Source organism: Nonomuraea soli (assembly GCF_013761175.1).
GTDB lineage: Bacteria > Actinomycetota > Actinomycetes > Streptosporangiales > Streptosporangiaceae > Nonomuraea > Nonomuraea soli.
Genome location: NZ_JACDUR010000006.1, coordinates 57,778 through 77,610, shown reverse-complemented (window position 1 = coordinate 77,610; position 19,833 = coordinate 57,778). Strand labels below are relative to the sequence as shown.

Here is a 19,833-nt window from a genome sequence, read left to right as displayed (position 1 = left end):
GTGCGGCGGACCCTTCATGATCACGTAAAATCCGCTGATCAGCACTTATGGGCGCCTCTCGGCGCCCATTAGTGTCTGCGCCATGACTGTGCGTAACGGCATCCTGCGATACGACCTGCCCGCGTCACTGGTGGTCTTCCTGATAGCCGTCCCGCTGTCGCTCGGCATCGCGGTCGCCTCGGGCGCGCCGCTGGCAGCCGGGCTCATCTCCGCCGCCGTGGGCGGCATCGTGGCAGGATTCCTGGGCGGCTCCGCCGTACAGATCAGCGGGCCCGCGGCGGGCCTGTCGGTCGTGTTCGCCGAACTCGTGCACACCTACGGCTGGCGCGCCACCTGCATGATCACGCTGCTGGCCGGAGTGGTCCAGCTGCTGCTCGGCCTCTTCCGCGTCGCCAGGGCGGCGCTGGCGGTCTCGCCGGCCGTCGTGCACGGCATGCTGGCGGGCGTCGGCGTGGTGATCGCGCTGTCACAGCTGCACATGGTGCTGGGCGGCAGCCCGCAGCGCTCCGCCGTGGAGAACCTGCTGGAGCTGCCCGCGCAGATCGCCGACCTCCACGGTCACGCCGCCGCGGTCGGACTGCTGACGATCGCCGTGCTGCTGGTCTGGTCACGGTTGCCGCGCAAGATGCGCGTGATCCCGGCGCCGCTGGCCGCGCTGGTCATCTCGGCCCTCGCGGCGGGACTGCTCGGCTGGGACGTCACCCGCGTCGACCTGTCCGGCCTGTTCACCCAGATCCAGCTGCCGGTGCTGCCCTCCGGCGACTGGCACGGCATCGTCGGGGCCGTGCTCCTGGTCGCTCTGCTGGCCGGGGTGGAGTCGCTGCTGTGCTCGGTCGCCATCGACGGCCACCGGGTCGACCTCGACAAGGAGCTGACCGGGCAGGGCATCGCCAACGTCGTGGCAGGAGCGCTGTGCGCGCTGCCGGTCGCCGGGGGGATCGTACGCAGCACCGCGAACAAGACCGCGGGCGCGCGCAGCCGCTGGTCGACCATCCTGCACGGCTGCTGGGTGCTGGTGTTCTGCCTGGGCCTGGGCTGGACCGTCCGGCTGATCCCCATGGAGTCGCTGGCGGCGCTCCTGGTCTTCATCGGCATCCAGATGATCAACCTGGGCCACGTGCGCAAGGTGCACGGGCACGGCGAGGTTCCCATCTACGTCGTCACCCTGATCAGCGTGGTGCTGCTGGGCCTGGGCGAGGGCGTGCTGATGGGCCTGGCGCTGGCGGCCCTCCTGACCCTGCGCAGGCTCACCTGGGTGAGCGTGCAGGCCCGCCAGCACGACGACGGGCGCTGGCACGTCGCCGTCAACGGCTCGCTCATGTTCCTCGGCGTGCCCCGGCTCGCGGCCGCGCTGCGTTCCGTGCCCGCGGGAGCCGACGTGGACCTCGACCTGAACATCGACTTCATGGACAACGCCGCGTTCGAGACCATCCACACCTGGAGGCTGGAGCACGAGCGCGGCGGCGGGAGCGTGCAGATCGACGAGCTGCACGACGAGTGGTACACCATCGCGGCCAGCGGCTCACGCATGTTCCCCGCCAAGACACCGCCGAAGGCGCCCGACCGCTGGTGGCTGCCGTGGACCCACCGGCGGCTGGTGCCGCGCCAGGGCGGTCCGGCGGCGCTGGAGTCGGGCGCCAAGGAGTTCCACGAACGTACGGCGCCGCTGGTGCGGGCCATCTTCACCGAGCTCGCGCACAAGCAGATGCCCTCGCACCTGTTCATCACCTGCGCCGACTCCCGGGTCGTGCCCTCGCTGATCACCGCCTCCGGCCCCGGCGACCTGTTCACCCTGCGCAACATCGGCAACCTGGTGCCGCGCTGCGGTCTCGGGCCGACCGACGACTCGGTGGCGGCGGCCATCGAGTACGCCACCCAGGTGCTGCACGTGCGGACCATCACCGTGTGCGGGCACTCCGGGTGCGGGGCGATGGCCGGGCTGCTCAGCGGCGGGGTCAAGGCGGGCAGCATGCCGGGGTTGCGGCGCTGGCTGCGTCACGGCAACCACAGCCTCGCGCGCTACATCGACGACCACGACGGTCCCGGCGCTGGGCCGCTCGACCGGCTGTGCCGGCTCAACGTGCTGCAGCAGCTGGAGAACCTGCGGACCTACCGGCGGGTGGACGAGCTGGTGCGTTCAGGGCAGCTGGAGCTGGTGGGGCTCTACTTCGACATCGGGGCGGCCAGGGTCGAGGTACTTTCCGCTGTTGGTGAAGATGTTTCCGGGTCTGCCCGCCGTACCGGAAATATGGTGCTATGAGAATTCTGGTCCTTGGCGGTTCCCGCTTCCTCGGCCGTCACATCGTCGAAGAGGCGCTGCTCCGCGGTCACACGGTCACCACCTTCAACCGCGGCGTGTCCGGGAGCCTGCCCGGCGTCGAGGAGATCCACGGCGACCGCGAGGACGCCGCCGACCTGGAGCGGCTCGTCGACGGGCGCCACTGGGACATCGTCGTCGACACCTGCGGCTACGTGCCGCGTGTCGTGCTGGCCTCCGCCCAGGCGCTGTCGGGACATGCCACCACCTACGCCTTCATCTCCACCATCTCCGCGCTCGACGGCTTCCCCAGCAAGCCGGGCACCGATGAGTCCGGCCTGTGGGCGTGCGAGCCCGACGCCGGGCCGGACGACGGCGACTACGGCGTGCTGAAGGCGGGGTGCGAGCGGGCGGTCTCCGTCGGGTTCACCGGCAACGCCCTGTTCATCCAGCCGGGCCTGATCCTCGGGCCGTACGAGAACGTGGCCCGCCTGCCCTGGTGGCTCACCCGCATCTCGCACGGCGGCCAGGTGCTCGCACCCGGATCGCCCACGGTGCCGATGCAGCTCATCGACGCCCGCGACATCGCCGCCTTCACGCTCGACCAGTCGGAGGCCGGGGTCGCCGACCGCTTCATCGTCACCGGCCCAGCGGGCAACGCGACCTACGGCTCGTGGCTGGAGATGTGCAAGGACGTCACCGGCTCCGACGCCTCGTTCGTCTGGGTCGACGACCAGTTCCTGCTCGACCGGGAGGTCGGGCCCTTCGTGGAGCTGCCCCTGTGGGCTCCTCCCGGCCCCGACATGGACAACTTCTGGTCGGCCTCCACCGAGCGCGCCTTCGCCGCCGGGCTGCGCTCGCGCCCGGTGCTGGAGACGGTGCGCGACACGTGGGAGTGGCTGCGGGAGATCCCGGAGGAGTCGCGCGTGTACGGCAGCAGCCGCCAGCACGGCATCGCCCCGGACAAGGAGCAGGCCATCCTGGAGGAGTGGCACAAGCGCTCGTAAGCGCATTTCTGCACAGACATCCTGCCGCTCCCGGCATAACGTCGGCCCTGTGTCCGCCGCCCTCCCCGTGGCGCGGACACATCGGCCCCGACTCCCAGGGCCCAGGAGGGCGGGGCGAGCCCACCCCCGCCCTCCGCTGCCTTCAGGTCGCGAGCGTGTCCTCGAAGACCTCGAACGTTCCCCGCCCCAGGACCGCGAAGACGACGCGGCGGAACACGCCGCCGAACTCCCCCGCCAGAAGCTCCCCGAAGCAGGCCGCGACCACCCTCGGATCGTTGCCGAACACCCCGCACCCCCACGCGCCCAGCACCAGCTCCTCGTGCCCGTACGCGGCCGCCACCTCCAGCACCCTGCGCCCCCGCCCGGCCAGCGTCTGCGGCACCCGTGCCAGCTCCCGCCCCGTGAGCTTGCGCGTATTGGGCGCCGCCGAGGTGATCACGGCCATCCGGTACGGCTCGGCCAGCGGCCGGCCCTCGTCGTCCTTGAACACGCGCACGTCGGGCGAGTAGGCGACGACATCGGTGTACAGCAGGCTCGTCCCGCGCGGATGCGCGTCGTAGAACGCCCTGGCCTCCCGCAGCGACAGATAGAGCGACGACGCCCTGGCCAGGCTCTCCTCCTGGGCCTGCGCACCCTTCAGGAACCCGCCGCCCGGACTCCTGGCCGACGCGAAGTTCAGCACGACCGGCGCCCGCATCCTCCTGGCGGCCTCCAGCGTCGACCGCTCCACGACCTCGATCGTCGTCTCGCCGCCCTTCTCCGACGGCCGCAACCGGTCGCCCGGACGGTGCACGACCACCTCGCGCAACGCGCCCGCCACGGCCACCCTGGCTCCCGACGGGCTGTCGTACCACCCGCGCGAGAGGATCTCCATCGTGTCGGCGGCGACGGCTCTCCAGTGCTCACGCATACCCCCAGGCTCGGGCTCGTGAGCGCATGGCGCAATCGGATTTCACGGGCCATGATCGGACCCATGCGACACCGCTCGGAGGGCCACGCCTCGCAGGGCCACGCTTTGGGGGGCCACGCTTTGGGGGGCCGGGTTGCCCTCGTCACCGGCGCCGGATCGGGCATCGGCGCCGCCTGCGCCACCCGCCTGGCCGCGGAGGGCGCCCGCGTCGGCATCCTCGACATCTCACCCGAAGCCGCCCACGCCACCGCATCCGCCATCACCGCCCAGGGCGGCCAAGCCCTCCCCCTCCCCTGCGACGTCTCCCAGGAACCCCAGGTCGAAGCCGCCCTCGCCGCCCTCACCAGCGCGTACGGCGACCGCGTCGACATCCTCCACTCCAACGCCGCCGCGCTCGGCCGCGACGTCTACGGCCGCGACCACTCCCTCACCGACATGGACGTCGACGTCTGGGACCGCACCATGGCCGTCAACCTGCGCGGCGCCATGCTCATGGTCAAACACACCGTCCCCGCCATGACCGAGGGCGGCTCCATCATCGTCACCGCCTCGGTGTCGGGCCTCACCGGCGACACCGACCACGCCGCCTACGGCACCTCCAAGGCCGCACTCACCGGCTTCGTGCGCTACGTCGCCACCATGTACGGCAAGCGCGGCATCCGGTGCAACGCCATCGCCCCCGCCCTCGTCATGACCCCCACCGCCCACCGCGCCCTCGGCCCGGACCGGCTGGCCGACAAGGCCGCCGAGCGCCTCCTGCCGTGGGCGTGCGAGATGGAGGACGTGGCCAACCTGGTGGCGTTCCTCGCCTCGGCCGAGTCGCGCTGCATCACCGGCCAGACCCTCGTCCTCGACTCCGGCACCCTCGCCCACCGCCCCGAACACACCCTCCACGCGTGGCGTGAAGCCGCGCCCCAGGAGTAGCCGTGCCGTACCTCATCGAGCCGATCGGCACCGTCGAATCACCTCTCACCGACCCCGCGACCGCCCCCAAACAGGGCCCTGAAGGCAGCCCGGAAGCCTGGCTGTCCTTCACCCCCGCCATGGCGCCCGGCCTCCGCGACCTCACGACGGGCGCCGAGGTGTTCGTCCTCACCTGGCTACACCTCGCCGACCGCTCCACCCTCACCGTCCACCCGCGCGACGACCCGTCGACCCCGCTGACGGGCGTCTTCAGCACCCGCTCCTCCGACCGGCCCAACCCCATCGGGCTGCACCGGGTGAGAGTGCTCGCGGTCGAAGGGCTCAGGGTGCGGGTAGCCGACCTGGAGGCGGTCGACGGCACCCCGATCGTGGACATCAAGCCGGTCCTCGACGCCACCCGCTGAGGCGCGTGTGGCGGGCTTGGCTGGAGACCGTGTCTCAGCCGTACCCCTCCCCGTACCGTCATCGTCGAGGGAGGCCGGACTGACCCTGAGCGGCCTCGTCCTCAGCGCTGCGGGCGTGACCTTCGGGCTGCTGCCGGTGCTCGGGCTCCTGACCATCGTTTCGTTCACGGTCGACCACTACATCGCCCTGTCGGGTCTTTCGGCCTCGCGCTTTCGGCGTTGGCCATCGCGCTCTTCGCCATCCAGGTGTTCAGGCCGGTGAAGATCACCAACTGCGGTGTCAACGCCCTGGACCTGCCCGTCGTGGAGGGAACGGTGGTCAACATCAGCGCGCACAAGGCCACGGTCCGGGTCGGCCTCGACATCACGGACGGGGAGGGAAGGCGGATCGACGCGGCCGGGGCGAGGCCGAGGACCTCGATCCGGGTCAGCGGGGCCGCTTCACCGCCGTCCTCGCCACCCAGGTGAGCGCTGACACCAAGATCACGTGCACGCTGTCCGATGTACGGATCGACTGAGTCCTTCGCGGTGACTGCGCTGCCTGCCCCGAGCATGATCGCTGTCTGCGAAGCACCCCGGCTGTCACTCACTCCCGCGATGGCACTCGAACCAGGACCACAGGTTGCAGATCAGTCCACTCTGATCCAAGCCCGATGTTAGGTAGTCCAAGGGAGTCACCTCGGTCTATCCGCGTCCGTCCTCTGCGGCTCCCGTGCTTCCTATCGCGCCTTCTGTCTGGCGCTCAGCCGGGGTCACAGCCGAGTGTCGTATACCTCTGCCGCTGGAGGCGCCGTGATTTTCACGTCCGATCCCCATCCGGAAAGACGGGTGTCGGTCGTGTTGGTGTTGCCCTTGAGTTCGGTCGAAGTCACGAGGCGGATGATCCTTTGCCGCTTGTCCAGTTCGAGGCGGAAGGTGAACTTCGCCTTCTCCCAGGGCTTCAAGTATGTTCCGCCCTCCACCTTCATCAGCTCGCCGTACAGGAAGCTGCCACGGTACTCACGTGACGTCTTGCTGGACGCGGTCTTCAGCAGCCACGACAGCACTCGCGGTTTGAGTACGTTGATGGGCTGCTCAGCAAACGCATCCGTGGGCATTCCGCTCACGCTCCACGTTTCGCCCTCATCTGCCAGAGAGGAGAGGCGGTCGCCCGACAGGTACTGCAAGCCGTCAACGAAGATTCCCGGTACCTTTCCACTCCGCGCCAGCCGCGCTCATGACTGGTGAGGTCGTGGGCAGTGAAACCTCGTTTGTCGAAGCCAATAACACCGCGAACCCGAACGACACCCTTGCCCAGCTTGTGAGAATAGCGATGCGACTCCGTGAACCTCACACCATGACCTGGCCGGAACTCTGCTTTCAGCGCCTTCACCGCTGGATGCGTGACAACGGAGGCATGGCTCGGCGTTACGGCGAGTGCAAGAGTGAGGACCATACCGACAAGGATGCGCTTCATGTAGCAATTGTGATCACTCCAGGTCACGCTCAGATGTCGTTGCCAACCGTGACAGCGACCACGGCAGCACCCCTTGGCCTGTCCGTCTGCCGTCGTCCCACCCCGCACGGGTAGCGGACCAGCCGCGGGGCTGCCCCAGCTGCGCCCCAAGAGCCCCGGCGTCCGTGCGCGAGGTGCCCATGCCGGTGTTCGTGGCGGCTGCGCGGAAAAGCACATCGCGCTTGTGACCCGCCTGACGTCGTCTTTCCGTACGGCGCTGCGGCACAACCTGATCCGGCGCGCCTCCTTCAACGCCAACATCCAGGCTGATGCCGGACGCGACGTTCCACGACCTGCGTCACAGGTTCGCGAGATCTCGGAGGTGCCGAGGTGGCTGGGCCATGAGTCCATCACGACGACCGTGGACCTGTACGGCCACCTCGTTCCGGAAGCCTCCTCCCGAGCGAGGGAGGCGCTGGACAAGGCGTTCGGTTCGGCGCCGAGTGTGCCCTGATCTTAAGGTGCTCGCGCTCCCTCGCAGGTCAGAGAGGGAAGGTGAGACGAGCCGGCCTGTAGGCCGGGTTTTGTCCTTCGCGAGCGAAGGGGCGACCATCCATCTAGGGCTGCCGTTGCCGACAGCCTCAAGCGGTCTACCCGCGCGGCTCGGGCGGGCAGCCCTCGAACGCCGCGCGCGGAGCGCTTCTGCTGAAGCGCCCCTTCTTGACCTTGCTCCAGGTGGGGTTTACCGAGCCGCCCACGTCGCCGTGGGCGCTGGTGGTCTCTTACACCACCGTTTCACCCTTACCTCCGCTCGTGAGCGGAGGCGGTCTGTTTTCTGTGGCACTGTCCCGCGGGTCACCCCGGGTCGGTGTTACCGACCACCCTGCCCTGTGGAGCCCGGACCTTCCTCGGCGGGTCACCGTGGTGGCCCGACGCGGCCGCCCGGCCGGCTCGTCGGAAAGGAGACTACCAAACCACAAGCGATCTCCAACCGAGAGACAAGATCGATGGGATCGAATGAGGGTGTCGCCGTCCGAGGGGGACGGTGGCGTTCACTCCGGCCGTGCCAGGTGTTCTGGCGGAACCTGGTGCGGCCGGAGTTCGAAGAGGTGCTCAGCGCAGGTGGGCGGTGTCGTTGAAGTACTTGACGACGCACTGGCCGTCGGCGAAGTACTCGATCCGTGACAGGCACGCCAGGTCGAGGTGCATGCGGTACAGCGCGGCCGGGGGTGCCAGGAGCGCGAAGCGCAGGAGCATCTTGATCGGGGTGACGTGGGAGACGACCACGACGGTACGGCCGGCGTAGCGCTCCACGAGCCGTTCGCGGGTCTGCTGGACCCGTCGCGCCGTTTCCTCGAAACTCTCCCCGTCCGGCGGCGCGACGGCCGGGTCCGCGAGCCAGGCCGACATCTCGTCGGGCCATCGGCGCTGGATCTCGGTGAAGGTGTGGCCTTCCCAGGCGCCGAAGTCGGTTTCCCTGAGTCCTTCGTCGATGTCGACGTCGAGGCCGGTGAGGCGGGCTAGGGCTTGCGCGGTCTGGCGGGCTCGTTTGAGGGGGGAGGAGACGATGGCGTCGGGGGCGTTGCCGTCGAGGCTCAGGTGTTCGGCGGCGCGGGTGGCCTGGGTGAGGCCGGTGGGGGTGAGCTCGGGGTCGCCGGTGCCGGAGAAGCGCCGCTCGACGGAGAGGGCGGTCTGGCCGTGGCGGAGCAGGAGGAGGGTGGTGGCCGTCGTGGTGGGGGCGCGCCAGCCGCTTCCGGTCTGGGCGGTGGAGTCCACGGTGCCTCGGGGGTGGGCAGGATGGCCGGTGGGCTCGGCGAGGTCCAGGAGATCGCCTGACTCAGAGGCCGTAGAGGACGGGTCCGCTGGCGTAGCAGAAGGGCCCGATGGCGTAGCAGAAGGGCCCGATGCCGTGGCAGAAGGGCCCGACGCCGTAGAGGCGTCTGCCTGCCACCTCATGCCCTTGGCCGCCGCGTCCATGGCCTCGTTCGCGAGCCGGTCGGCGTGGGAGTTGCGCTCCCGGGGGATCCACGTCCACGCCGTGACGCGCAGGCGCCGTGCCAGGTCTCCCGCCTCGGAGGCGAGGGGCCGCAAGCCCTCGTTCTTGATCTTCCACCGCCCGGCCATCTGCTCGATGACCAGCTTGGAGTCCATCCGCACCTCGACGGAGGCCCCCTCCCCCGCCAGGTCGAGGACGGCGCGCAGCCCGGCGATGAGCCCCCGGTACTCGGCGACGTTGTTGGTCGCCATCCCGATGGCCTCGGCGCGTTCGACGAGGGCCTGGCCGTCGGAGGCGTCCTTGACGACCGCACCGTAGCCGGCGGGCCCCGGGTTGCCGCGGGAGCCGCCGTCGGCCTCGATGAGGTAGGAGGTCACAGGCCCGGCTCGGGGGTGCGGACGAGGATGCGGCGGCATTCCTCGCAGCGCACCACCTCGTCGGCGGGCGCGGCCTTGACGGCGTTCATGTCGGCGATCGACAGGGACACCTTGCACCCCATGCAGCGGGTCCCGGACAGCTTGGCGGCGCCGACGGTGTACTGCTCGCGCAGCTTGGAGTAGAGGCCGAGCAGGTCGGCGGGGATCTCGGCGGCGATGCCGGTGCGGCGGCCGGCGACCTCGCCGGCCTCCTTGTCGATCTCGGCGAAGGCGGCGTCGCGGCGCTCTTCGAGGACGGCGCGGGTGGAGCCGATCTCGTCGCGGCGGGCGACGAGGTCGGTGACCGTGGTGTCGGCGGCCTCGCGGCGCTCCATGATCTCCAGCACGATCTCTTCGAGGTCGCCCTGGCGGCGCTGCAGCGAGGTGATCTCGGACTGCAGGTTGGACAGGTCCTTCGGGGAGGTGACCTGGCCGGAGTCGAGGCGCTTCTGGTCGCGTTCGGCGCGCTGGCGCACGGCGTCGACGTCGCCTTCTGCCTTGGTCTGCTCGCGGGCCAGGTCGCCGGCCTCGGTCTCGGCCTCGATCACCTGGGTGACGATGCGTGCGTACTGCTTGGTGAGCTCCTCGATCTCCGCGAGCTCGGGAAGGGTGCGCCGGCGGTGGGCGAGACGGTCGGCGGCGGCGTCGAGCTCAGCCAGGTCGAGGAGGCGCAGCTGAGCGGCAGGGGCGGCTTTCATGATCAATATCCTCTTGTCCAAGCATCGGTGACCGTGGCGGAGACACGCGTCTCAACGTTAACGCCACTGGCGGCCAGGATCGACGCGGCGCTGCCCAGCCAGGGCCATTCGGTCGCCCAGTGGGCGGCGTCGATCAGCGCGGGGCCGCCGGTCTCCGCGAACTCGCTGGCCGGGTGGTGGCGCAGGTCGGCGGTGAGGAACACGTCGACGCCCGCCTTGCGGGCGGCGCCGAGCAGCGAGTCGCCCGCGCCGCCGCTGACGGCGATGCGCCGCACACGGCGCTGCGGGTCGCCGGCCACCTTGATGCCGCCGTTGGTCTCGGGCAGGCCGAGGAGGACGGCGCGCGCGAACGACTCCAGCGTGACGGTGGTGGGCAGGTCGCCGATGCGGCCGAGCCCTCGCCACGGGTCGTCGGGGAAGGGCTGCAGCGGCACCAGGTCGCCGACGAGGCCGACGGCCCTGGCCAGCGCGTCGGAGACGCCCGGGTTGGCCACGTCGGCATTGGTGTGGGCGGTGTAGAGCGCGATGTCGTGCTTGATGAGGTCGTGGATGAGCCGGCCCTTGTAGCCGGTGGTCGCCACGCTCGTCGTGCCGCGCAGCCAGAGCGGGTGGTGGGTGACGATCAGGTCGGCGTCCCACGCGATGGCCTCGCCGGCGACGGCGGGCACCGGGTCGACGGCGAAGAGCACCTTGCGCACGGGTTGGGCGGGATCGCCGCTGACCAGGCCGACCGCGTCCCAGGACTCCGCGCGTTCCGGCGGGTAGGCGGTCTCGAGTTCCTTGATGACATCCTCGAGCTTCGTCACCAGTGAAGACTATCGAGGGCTGTCGCCAGAACGGGGTTCGGCGTACTGTAAGTGGATCCTGACGTGCGGGAGGACGGGCATGACGCCAAGGATCGCGATCATCGGCGCCGGCTTCGGCGGGTTGTGCATGGCGATTCGGCTGGAGAAGGCGGGAATCACCTCCTATGCGGTCTTCGAGAAGGCCGAGGCGGTGGGAGGCACCTGGCGCGACAACAGCTATCCGGGCGCCGGCTGCGACATCCCCTCCCATCTCTACTCCTATTCGTTCGAGAAGTACGCCAGCTGGACCCGCCGCTATCCCGGCCAGCCGGAGATCCTCGGTTACCTGGAGCACTGCGCCGACAAGTACGACGTCAGGCGAAAGATCAGGTTCGCCACCGAGGTGACCGACGCGGCCTTCGACGGCGCCGGGTGGCGGGTGACCTCGCGTGAGACCGGTACGGCAGGCGCGAGCCGTACCGAGCAGTACGACGTGGTCGTCGCCGCGGTGGGCCAGCTGAACCGCCCCCACATGCCGGAGATCGAGGGCATGGGCGACTTCGAGGGCGTGGCGTTCCACTCCGCGAGGTGGGACCACGGCCACGACCTGTCGGGCCGCAGGGTGGCGGTGATCGGCACCGGCTCCTCCGCCGCCCAGTTCATCCCGAAGGTGGCGGAGCGGGCCGGGCACCTGACGGTCTTCCAGCGCACGCCCAACTGGGTGATCCCCAAGCCGGACGCCGAGTTCACCCCGTTCGTCCAGAGCGCCCTGCACTTCGTGCCCGGCCTGCAGCGCGCCTATCGCGAGTGGATATACCGCTACGCCGAGGGCACCCTCTATCCGGCGCTGGCCGGGGGCTGGAGCACGCAGTTACTGAAGAAGCGCGCCCTGGCCCACCTTCACACCCAGGTCGCCGACCCCGGGCTGCGTGCCAAGCTGACCCCCGACTACCCGCCCGGCTGCAAGCGCGTCGTCATCGACAGCCGCTTCTATCCCGCGCTGACCAGACCGAACGTCGATGTGGTCACCGACAGGATCACGCGGATCACCCCGAAGGGCGTCGAGACCGGCAGCGGCCTGCACGAGGTCGACACGATCGTGTACGGCACCGGCTTCCTGAGCACGGAGTTCCTCGCCCCCATCGACCTGACGGGCCGCGACGGCCGCAAGCTGCACGAGCAGTGGAAGGACGGGGCCGAGGCCTATCTCGGCATCGCGGTGCCGGGCTTCCCCAACCTGTTCCTGCTGTACGGACCCAACACCAACCTGGGTCACAACTCCATCGTCTTCATGCTCGAATGCCAGGTCGATCACATCATGCGCTGCCTGCCGTACCTGGTCAGCCGCGGCCCGATGGAGGTCAGGCCGCAGGTCATGGCGGCCTGGACCGAGCAGCTGGAGCGAGCCATGGAGCGCATGGTGTGGGGGAACGGCTGCCGCAGCTGGTACAAGACCGCGGGCGGGCGCGTCACCAACAACTGGCCGGGCCCGACCCCCCTGTACAAGCGGCTCACCTCCCGCAGTCCTGGTCCGATGTACAAATACGGGTGAGCGGACTTGGTCCCGGCTACGAGTGATGGTCCGCTCTGACCCGATAACGTGCTGGTCATGACCCTCCACGACCAGGCGATAGTCGCCGACGCGCACAACGACCTGCTGATGGCGGTCTCCGCCCGCCCGCCGGAGCGCTGGGCCGCCTTCTTCCGCGAGCAGTGGCTGCCGCAGCTGCGCGAGGGCGGCGTGAGGCTCCTGGTCCTCCCGGTGTTCATCGACGACGAGTTCCGCCCCGAGGGCGCCCTGCGCCAGACGCTGCGCATGATCGAGTGCGCTCACGTGCTCGCCGAGGGCAACGCCGAGGCCGTACGGCTGTGCCGTACCGGCGCCGAGATCGACGCGGCGCTGGCCGACGGCGTGATCGCCCTGGTCCTGGCGCTGGAGAGCATGCCGGGGCTCGACGCCAGCACCGAGCTGATCTCGACCCTGCACCGGCTGGGCGTGCGCATCGCCTCGATCGCCCACTGGGGGCGCACCCCGCTGGCCGACGGCAGCGGCGAGGACGCCACGGGCAGCGGGCTGACCTCGCACGGCGTGGCCGCGCTGGCCGAGATGGAGCGCCTGGGGATGATCTTCGACATCTCCCATCTGGGCGCCACCGGAGTCGCCCACGTGCTGGAGCTGGCGACCAAGCCGGTGATGGCCACGCACTCCTCGGCGCGGGCCAGGCGCGACCACCACCGCAACCTCACCGACGAGCAGCTGCGCGGCGTGGCCGCGACGGGCGGCATCGTCTGCGTGAACTTCTTCGCGCCCTTCCTCAGCGAGGGCGAGGCCACCCTCGACGACCTGCTCGACCACTTCGAGCACATGGTGTCGGTGATCGGCGTCGACCACGTCGGCATCGGCGCCGACTTCGTGCGCGAGGTCTACCTCGACCTGACGCCCGGCTGGTGCTGCGAGGAGCTGACGAACACCCTCGGCGTGAACGTGCTGTCGGCGATCCCGGGCCTGGAGGGCCCCGCCGGGTTGCCGATGGTGACGGAGGGGCTGGCCAAGCGCGGCCTGCCCGACGACGACATCCTGAAGATCATGGGGGGCAACATGCATCGGTTCTTCCTGGAGCGGCTGGCATGATCGGCGACCTCGAAGAGCTCGTCACCTGCGAGTCGTACTCCGCCGACCTGGAGGCGGTGGCGCGCAGCGCCAAGGTCGTGGGCGCGCTCGGGCGGCGCCTGCTCGGGGCCGAACCCGAGTACATCGTCATCGACGGCGTGACGCATCTGCGGTGGAGCTTCGGCACGCCGCGGGTGCTGATGCTCGGCCACCACGACACCGTCTGGCCCATCGGGACGCTGCGCACGCACCCGTGGTCGGTCGTGGACGGCGTGGCCAAGGGTCCCGGCGTGTTCGACATGAAGTCAGGACTCGTCCAGATCTTCCACGCCCTGGCCGGGCTGCCCGACCTCGACGGCGTGACGATCCTGGTGACCGGCGACGAGGAGGTCGGCTCGATCACCTCGCGCGGCCTCATCGAGGAGTCGGCGCGCGGCCTGGCCGCCGCCTTCGTCACCGAGGCGAGCGCCGACGGCGGCGCGCTGAAGACCGGGCGCAAGGGCACCTCCAACTACGAGGTCCAGGTGTACGGCAGGGCCGCCCACGCGGGGCTGGAGCCCGAGCGCGGCATCAACGCGGGCGTGGAGCTGGCCCACCAGATCCTCGCCGTGGCCGCGCTCGGCTCGGGCGCGACCACCGTGGTGCCCACCGTGCTCTCGGGCGGCACCACGCTGAACACCGTGCCCGCCCAGGCCCGTGTCGGCGTCGACGTGCGCGTGCCCACGCTGGCCGAGCAGGCGCGGGTCGACCGGGCGGTGCGCGAGCTGGCGCCGGTGCTCGACGGCTCGCGGCTGGAGGTGTCGGGCGGCCCCAACCGGCCTCCGCTGGAGACCGCCATGTCGGCGTCGCTGTTCGCGCTGGCGCAGCGGGTGGCCGCGGCCCTCGGCCAGCCTGAGCTGACCGAGGCGTCGGTGGGCGGCGCGTCCGACGGCAACTTCACCGCCGGGATCGGCGTGCCGACGCTCGACGGGCTCGGCGGCGTCGGCGGTGGCGCCCACGCCGATCACGAGCACGTGATCGTGGCCGAGATGGAGCCGCGCACCGCCCTGCTGCGCGGCCTCGTGCAGGCCGTCCTCAGCTGACCCGGCGAGCGGGCCGCCGGGGTCGTGGGCGACGTGTTCCCCGGCGGTCAGGCCGTGAAGAACTCCAGGAGCTCGGGGGCGAGCGCCTGCGCGCTGACCGCGTGGGTCTGGCCGTCGAGCAGGCGGTAGGGCGCGTGGAGGGCCCCGGCCACGGCCAGGCCGGCGTTGCGCATCCAGCCGGGGCTGTCGGCGCCGTTGAGGACCAGGGCGGGCCCGCCGACCGCGGCGAGCGTCGCCGCGGGCAGCTCGTTTCCGGGGCCCATCACATGGGCCTCGTAGGCGAGGGTGTGGGCCAGCGCCTCCATCTCGCGCCACGACTCGTGGCCGCGCATGCCCGCCACCGCCTCGGCCGGGACCTCGGCGGCCTCGACCATGAACCGCTCGACCGCATCGGCGCGCTCGCCGCCGCGCACCAGCGCTTCGAGCCGCTCGGCGAAGTCGTACGGCAGGCGGGGCGCGGTGGCGTCGACGTGGTAGGGCGGCTCCCAGAGGGCGAGCTTGGCCACGGGGAGCCGGGCGGCGGCGGCCCGCAGCGCGAGGGCGGCGCCCGAGGAGCCGCCGAACACCATCGCGCTGCCGCCCGCCTCCGCGATGACGGCGGCCAGGTCCTCCAGTTCGCGTTCGACCGCGTAGGCGGGGGCGTCGCCGCTGCCGCCCCGGCCGCGCCGGTCGTAGTTGACGACCGTGAACCACGGGGACAGGGCTGCGGCGACGCCGCGCAGGACGGGGTGGGAGGTGTCGGTGAAGGCGCCGTGCACCAGCACCACGGCCGGGCCGCTGCCGTACCTGTCGAAGGCGATGGGGGTGCCGTCGGCGGAGACGACCCGGCCGCGCACCGGCCGGGCGATTCCGGGAGCGCTCACGGCTGGACCAGGCAGAGGGCGGCCCAGTGGTGGCCGTCGGGGTCGGCGAAGCTGCGGGTGTAGCGTCCGCCGGCGTTGACCGGCTCGCCGATCGCGGTGGCGCCGGCGGCCAGCGCCTTGCCGACCAGGTCGTCGACCTGCTCCTGGTTGTCGAGTCCGAGCACCAGGATGGCCTGGGTGGCCTTGGCGGGGTCGACGATCTCGTTGCGGGCGTAGCCGGCGAAGGCGGGCTCGGTGAAGAGCATCACCTGGGTGCGCTCGCTGATGACGACCGAGGCCATGTCGTCCATCATGCCGAAGATCTGCAGGCCCAGGTCGGTGAAGAAGGCCTTGGAGCGGTTGAGGTCCTTGACCGGCAGGTTCACGAAGAGCGTGTACGACATGGCGGGTTTCCCTTCAGGTTCTGGCTGGTGTCCTCAGCATGGCGGGCCAGGACCTTCCGGGGCTTGCATCCCCGTGCCGCTCACTTGACGATCCGTGCCATGAACCGGGAGCGCCGGTACTCCGAGGGCGGCATGCCGTACGCCTTGCGGAACAGGCGGCTGAAGTGGGCGGAGTCGGGCAGCCCCCAGCGCGCGGCGATCGTGCTGACGGAGACGGCGTGCAGGTCTGGGTCGGCCAGGTCCCTGCGGGTACGTTCGAGCCGCCGGTGGCGGATCCACGCCGCCACGGAGGTGTTCTCGGCGGCGAACAACCGGTGCAGGTGGCGCAGCGACAGGTGGTGGGCGGCGGCCACCAGGCCGGGGTCGAGCGCCGGGTCGCCCAGGTTCTCGTCGATGAAGGCGTGGATGCGCAGGCGGACCATGCGCTCCTGCGTCTGTTCCGGCAGCGCGGGCAGCAGGTCGGCCCGCTCGGCGACGGCGGTACCGATGAGGTCGGTCACCACCGTCGACAGCCGGGCCGCGCTGGCCGGCCGGTAGGACTCCACGTCCGTCGCGACCCGGCGCAGCAGGGGCGCGGCCAGCGCGCCCGCGCCGTCGTCGGTCGAGATCGGCACGGCCGTCAGCCTCGCGATCGAGTCGGCGTGCATCATCTCGCGCGGCAGGCTGAAGACGGCCAGGTGCACCGCCGAGGTGTAGGCCAGGTCGTAGGGCCGGGCGAAGTCGTAGACGGCGAACTGTCCCTGGCGCAGCCGGGCCTCGCGCTCGTCCTGGGTGACGACCATCTCCCCCGACATGACCAGCACGGCCCGGTAGAGCTCCGAGCCCCCGCCCCTGATCAGGCCGCTGGTGCGGTGCACGCTGTGCGGAGTGGAGGTCCACACCTTGCCGACGCCCACCGGGCCGAGCTGCCCGGCGTCGATCTGGCCCTCCAGCGGGACGTCGCCCTCGATCCGCATGTCGAGAGGACCGAGGGTGTCGCAGACGATGGCGCGCCACTGCTCCAGACGGCGGGCGGCGGGCACGTCGCCGGTGCGGATCAGTACGGCCACGGCCTCACTCTAGTCAGCCCGCCAGCCTCGCCAGAGGTTCGTCGGTCAGGCGGTAACGTTCCCATTCGTCCTGCGGCTGGGCGCCGAGCGACTCGTAGAAGCGGATGGTCGGCTCGTTCCACTTCAGGACCGACCACTCCAGGCGCTGGTAGCCGCGCTCCACGCAGGTGCGGGCGAGCTGCGCCAGCAGCGCCTTGCCGTACCCGTGACCACGCTGCGCGGGCCGCACGTAGAGGTCCTCAAGGTAGATGCCGTGCACGCCCCGCCAGGTGGAGAAGCTGAGGAACCAGATCGAGTAGCCCGCGACCGCTCCGTCATGTTCGGCGATGTGCGCGAAGGCAGCGGGGGCGGCGCCGAAGAGCGCCTCGCGCAGCTGCTCCTCGGTGACGCGCACCTCGTGCAGGGCCTTCTCGTAGTCGGCCAGCTCGCGGATCATCGACATGATCTCGGGGACGTCGTCGGGTGTGGCGGCGCGAATCATGCGCCCCAGGGTAGACATACCTGGTGAGAATCGCGGAACTGCGCACTGTTGACGACTTCCAGCGGGCCTACCGGTTGTTCGACGACATCTGGCACCCCGAGCCCGGCAACCCTCCCATGCCGGTGGAGCTGATGGTGGCCTTCGCCCACGCGGGCGGCTATCTGGCGGGTGCCTACTCCCCCGACGGCGAGCTCGTCGGCGCCTCGGTGGGGTTCCTGGCCGACGGCAACGCCCTGCACTCCCACGTCACCGGCGCCAGGCCGGGCCTGGGCATCGGGACGCTGATCAAGCGGCACCAGCGGCAGTGGTGCCTGGACCGGGGGATCACCGCGATCCGCTGGACGTTCGACCCGCTGGTACGGCGTAACGCCTACTTCAACCTGGTGAAGCTGGGCGCCAGGCCGGAGAAGTACCTGGAGGACTTCTACGGGGAGATGGCCGACGCCGTGAACGCCGGGGATCCGAGCGACCGGCTGCTGGCGGTGTGGCGGCTGGACCGGGAGCCGGAGCGCGTGCCGTACGACACGGCGGTCGAGGCGCTGGACGGAGAGGGACGGGTGCATGACACGGACGGGCCGCTCGTGCTGGTGGCCACGCCCGACGACATCGAGAAGGTGCGTACGGCGGAGCCCGAGCGGGCACGGGAGTGGCGGCTGGCCATGCGCGAGGTGCTCGGAGGGTTGATGGCGGCGGGTGCCGCGGTGTGCGGTTTCACCGCGAGCGGGCAGTACGTGGTGAAGCGGCGATGAACGGGTAGCGGGGCCGGATGGAGTTCACCCCCACCGTCCCGGCCAAACGGCTCCCCCCGGTGACGGTACGCGACCTTCCAGAGCCCCCCGCGAACACATGGCGGATCATCGGTCCAGGACTGGTCGGCGCGGGCGTCGGCCTGGCCTCGGGCGAGTTCATCCTGTGGCCCTACATCGCCTCCCAGGTGGGGCTCGTCTTCATCTGGGGCGCGGCGATCGGCATCATCACCCAGTGGTTCCTGAACATGGAGATCGAGCGCTACACGCTGGCCACCGGCGAGACGGCGCTGACCGGCTTCAGCAGGTTCTGGAAACACTGGGGCATCGTCTTCGTGGCGATGACGCTGCTGTCGAACCTGTGGCCGGGGTGGGTGACCACCTCGGCGACGATGGTGACGTACCTGACCGGCGGCACGCCCCGCTACATCGCCATCGGCATGCTGGTGGTGATCGCGCTGGCGCTCACCCTGGCGCCGGTCATCTACAACGCGCTCGAGAAGGTGATCTTCGTCAAGATCGCGCTGGTGACGACGCTGATCGTCGTGGCGCTGATCTTCGCGATCACCTCGGACGCCTGGGTCAACCTGGGCAGGGGTCTGACGGTCGACGCCACCTTCCCGGTGCCGCCGCTGGAGCTGGCGGTGCTGATGGGCGCGATCGCCTACGCGGGCGCGGGCGGCGGCCAGAACCTGTGCCAGAGCAACTGGATCCGCGACAAGGGCTTCGGCATGGGCCTCTACGTGCCGCGCCTGGTCAGCCCGGTCACCGGGCAGGAGGAGGCGGCGCCCTCGACGGGCTTCCAGTTCGCCCCGACGCCGGAGAACCTGCGGCGCTGGCGGCAGTGGTGGCGCTTCGCCAACATCGAGCAGGGCACGACCTTCGCCCTGGTCACCTTCGTGACGATCGCGCTGATGTCGATGCTCGCCTTCTCGACCGTCTTCGGGCGGGAAGGGCTGGAGAACAGCATCGGCTTCCTCCAGGTCGAGGGTGAGGTGCTGCAGCAGACCGTGGCGCCGTGGTTCGGCGTGCTGTTCTGGGTGATCGGCGCGCTGGCGCTGTTCGCCTCGGCGATGGGCATCGTCGACTACACCTCGCGCCTGGCCGCCGACGTGATCAAGACGGTCTACGCGCGCAACGCCTCGGAGAGCAGGATCTACACCGTCCTGGTCTGGTCGATGGCGGTCGTGGGCAGCGGCATCCTGCTGCTCGGCTTCGACCAGCCGCTCTTCCTGCTGGTGCTGTCGGCGTGCTTCGCCGCGGTGATGATGTTCGTCTACTCGATCCTGCTGATCATCCTGAATCGCAGGGCGCTGCCCCAGGAACTGCGGGTCAGGTCCTACCGGCTGGGCGCGCTGGTGTGGTCCGTGGCCTTTTTCGGGACTTTGACCGTGCTGGTCCTCATCCAGCAGGTCCAGAAGCTAACGTCAGGAGGGTGATCAACGGCGCACACGTCATCCTTTACAGCCAGGACCCGGACGCCGATCGGGCCTTCATTCGCGATGTCCTGAAATTTCAGCACGTGGATGCCGGGGGCGGCTGGCTGATCTTCAAGCTGCCGCCCTCCGAGCTCGCCTTCCACCCGGTGATGGACGGCGGGCAGTCGCACGAGCTGACCCTGATGTGCGACGACATCGAGGCCACGCTCAGGGAGATCGGCCAGGACCAGCCGATCACCGAGCGCGACTGGGGCCGCATCGCCTCCGTCGACCTGCCGGGCGGCGGCAGGCTCAGCGTCTACCAGCCGCTGCACCCGACGGCCAAGGACTTGACCTCAAGCTAGGTT

21 protein-coding genes and 1 other RNA gene are annotated in these 19,833 nt (G+C 70.3%); 12 read left to right on the top strand and 10 right to left on the bottom strand.

The window, feature by feature from the left end:
* The first annotated feature begins 82 nt into the window (after positions 1-82).
* Both HNR30_RS28580 and HNR30_RS28575 read left to right on the top strand, forming a co-directional pair.
* Positions 83-2,260 carry a SulP family inorganic anion transporter gene (locus tag HNR30_RS28580; protein WP_181613167.1) on the top strand — a complete coding sequence of 726 codons (2,178 nt, stop codon included), beginning with the start codon at positions 83-85 and terminating at the stop codon, positions 2,258-2,260.
* Complete coding sequence (locus HNR30_RS28575; protein ID WP_181613166.1) at positions 2,257-3,264, top strand: NAD-dependent epimerase/dehydratase family protein; 1,008 nt, start codon at positions 2,257-2,259, stop codon at positions 3,262-3,264. The genes HNR30_RS28580 and HNR30_RS28575 overlap by 4 nt, the downstream gene beginning before the upstream one ends.
* A 142-nt stretch (positions 3,265-3,406) precedes the next feature.
* Here HNR30_RS28575 and HNR30_RS28570 read toward each other — a convergent pair whose 3' ends face one another.
* Positions 3,407-4,174 carry a TIGR02452 family protein gene (locus HNR30_RS28570; RefSeq protein WP_181613165.1) on the bottom strand — a complete coding sequence of 256 codons (768 nt, stop codon included), beginning with the start codon at positions 4,172-4,174 and terminating at the stop codon, positions 3,407-3,409.
* Between the two features lie 63 nt (positions 4,175-4,237).
* Between HNR30_RS28570 and HNR30_RS28565 the strand changes: the two genes are divergently transcribed.
* The 3 genes from HNR30_RS28565 (at position 4,238) to HNR30_RS28555 (ending at position 5,970) form a co-directional block, all read left to right on the top strand.
* A complete protein-coding gene (locus HNR30_RS28565; RefSeq protein ID WP_181613164.1) occupies positions 4,238-5,098 on the top strand; it encodes an SDR family NAD(P)-dependent oxidoreductase in 861 nt (286 codons plus the stop codon).
* 2 nt (positions 5,099-5,100) lie between these two features.
* Positions 5,101-5,502, top strand: a complete 402-nt coding sequence (gene tsaA / locus HNR30_RS28560; protein ID WP_181613163.1) for a tRNA (N6-threonylcarbamoyladenosine(37)-N6)-methyltransferase TrmO — start codon at positions 5,101-5,103, stop codon at positions 5,500-5,502.
* A gap of 219 nt (positions 5,503-5,721) precedes the next feature.
* The gene (locus HNR30_RS28555) at positions 5,722-5,970 is read left to right on the top strand and encodes a hypothetical protein (RefSeq protein ID WP_181613162.1); all 249 of its coding nucleotides are present in this window, start codon (positions 5,722-5,724) and stop codon (positions 5,968-5,970) included.
* A gap of 284 nt (positions 5,971-6,254) precedes the next feature.
* Here HNR30_RS28555 and HNR30_RS28550 read toward each other — a convergent pair whose 3' ends face one another.
* Positions 6,255-6,668: a hypothetical protein gene (locus HNR30_RS28550; protein ID WP_181613161.1), complete on the bottom strand. Its 414-nt coding sequence runs from the start codon at positions 6,666-6,668 to the stop codon at positions 6,255-6,257.
* Positions 6,669-7,181: 513 nt separating this feature from the next.
* On the opposite strand from HNR30_RS28550, the gene HNR30_RS46955 reads away from it, so the two are divergent.
* Entirely contained in the window at positions 7,182-7,451 is a 270-nt protein-coding gene (locus HNR30_RS46955) for a hypothetical protein (protein WP_220134134.1), read from the top strand.
* A 43-nt stretch (positions 7,452-7,494) separates the two neighbouring features.
* On the opposite strand, the gene rnpB is transcribed toward HNR30_RS46955, so the two are convergent.
* The 4 genes from rnpB to HNR30_RS28525 form a co-directional block, all read right to left on the bottom strand.
* Positions 7,495-7,891, bottom strand: an RNA gene (gene rnpB, locus HNR30_RS28540) — RNase P RNA component class A.
* A gap of 159 nt (positions 7,892-8,050) precedes the next feature.
* On the bottom strand, positions 8,051-9,310 hold the full coding sequence (locus HNR30_RS28535; protein ID WP_181613160.1) for a bifunctional RNase H/acid phosphatase: 1,260 nt from the start codon (positions 9,308-9,310) through the stop codon (positions 8,051-8,053).
* On the bottom strand, positions 9,307-10,047 hold the full coding sequence (locus HNR30_RS28530) for a zinc ribbon domain-containing protein (RefSeq protein ID WP_181613159.1): 741 nt from the start codon (positions 10,045-10,047) through the stop codon (positions 9,307-9,309). Before HNR30_RS28530 ends, HNR30_RS28535 begins: the two co-directional genes overlap by 4 nt.
* Positions 10,048-10,049: 2 nt before the next feature.
* Positions 10,050-10,853: a Nif3-like dinuclear metal center hexameric protein gene (locus HNR30_RS28525; protein WP_181613158.1), complete on the bottom strand. Its 804-nt coding sequence runs from the start codon at positions 10,851-10,853 to the stop codon at positions 10,050-10,052.
* 79 nt (positions 10,854-10,932) lie between these two features.
* On the opposite strand from HNR30_RS28525, the gene HNR30_RS28520 reads away from it, so the two are divergent.
* The 3 genes from HNR30_RS28520 to HNR30_RS28510 are packed head-to-tail and all read left to right on the top strand — an operon-like array spanning position 10,933 to position 14,525.
* Entirely contained in the window at positions 10,933-12,384 is a 1,452-nt protein-coding gene (locus HNR30_RS28520) for a flavin-containing monooxygenase (RefSeq protein WP_181613157.1), read from the top strand.
* A 57-nt stretch (positions 12,385-12,441) separates the two neighbouring features.
* Positions 12,442-13,464, top strand: a complete 1,023-nt coding sequence (locus HNR30_RS28515; RefSeq protein WP_220134132.1) for a dipeptidase — start codon at positions 12,442-12,444, stop codon at positions 13,462-13,464.
* Entirely contained in the window at positions 13,461-14,525 is a 1,065-nt protein-coding gene (locus HNR30_RS28510; protein WP_181613156.1) for a M20 family metallopeptidase, read from the top strand. The genes HNR30_RS28515 and HNR30_RS28510 overlap by 4 nt, the downstream gene beginning before the upstream one ends.
* A gap of 47 nt (positions 14,526-14,572) precedes the next feature.
* Here HNR30_RS28510 and HNR30_RS28505 read toward each other — a convergent pair whose 3' ends face one another.
* The 4 genes from HNR30_RS28505 to HNR30_RS28490 form a co-directional block, all read right to left on the bottom strand.
* On the bottom strand, positions 14,573-15,388 hold the full coding sequence (locus tag HNR30_RS28505; RefSeq protein WP_312894695.1) for an alpha/beta fold hydrolase: 816 nt from the start codon (positions 15,386-15,388) through the stop codon (positions 14,573-14,575).
* Positions 15,385-15,771: a VOC family protein gene (locus HNR30_RS28500; RefSeq protein ID WP_181613155.1), complete on the bottom strand. Its 387-nt coding sequence runs from the start codon at positions 15,769-15,771 to the stop codon at positions 15,385-15,387. Before HNR30_RS28500 ends, HNR30_RS28505 begins: the two co-directional genes overlap by 4 nt.
* Before the next feature lie 80 nt (positions 15,772-15,851).
* Positions 15,852-16,820, bottom strand: a complete 969-nt coding sequence (locus HNR30_RS28495; RefSeq protein ID WP_181613154.1) for a helix-turn-helix domain-containing protein — start codon at positions 16,818-16,820, stop codon at positions 15,852-15,854.
* A gap of 13 nt (positions 16,821-16,833) precedes the next feature.
* On the bottom strand, positions 16,834-17,301 hold the full coding sequence (locus HNR30_RS28490; RefSeq protein ID WP_181613153.1) for a GNAT family N-acetyltransferase: 468 nt from the start codon (positions 17,299-17,301) through the stop codon (positions 16,834-16,836).
* 23 nt (positions 17,302-17,324) lie between these two features.
* Between HNR30_RS28490 and HNR30_RS28485 the strand changes: the two genes are divergently transcribed.
* From HNR30_RS28485 to HNR30_RS28475, 3 genes are read left to right on the top strand one after another with little or no spacing between them, the layout of a single operon-like run.
* Entirely contained in the window at positions 17,325-18,050 is a 726-nt protein-coding gene (locus HNR30_RS28485) for a GNAT family N-acetyltransferase (protein WP_312894694.1), read from the top strand.
* 17 nt (positions 18,051-18,067) lie between these two features.
* The gene (locus HNR30_RS28480; RefSeq protein ID WP_181613152.1) at positions 18,068-19,486 is read left to right on the top strand and encodes an Nramp family divalent metal transporter; all 1,419 of its coding nucleotides are present in this window, start codon (positions 18,068-18,070) and stop codon (positions 19,484-19,486) included.
* A complete protein-coding gene (locus HNR30_RS28475; protein WP_181613151.1) occupies positions 19,483-19,830 on the top strand; it encodes a VOC family protein in 348 nt (115 codons plus the stop codon). Before HNR30_RS28480 ends, HNR30_RS28475 begins: the two co-directional genes overlap by 4 nt.
* Positions 19,831-19,833 lie beyond the last annotated feature (3 nt).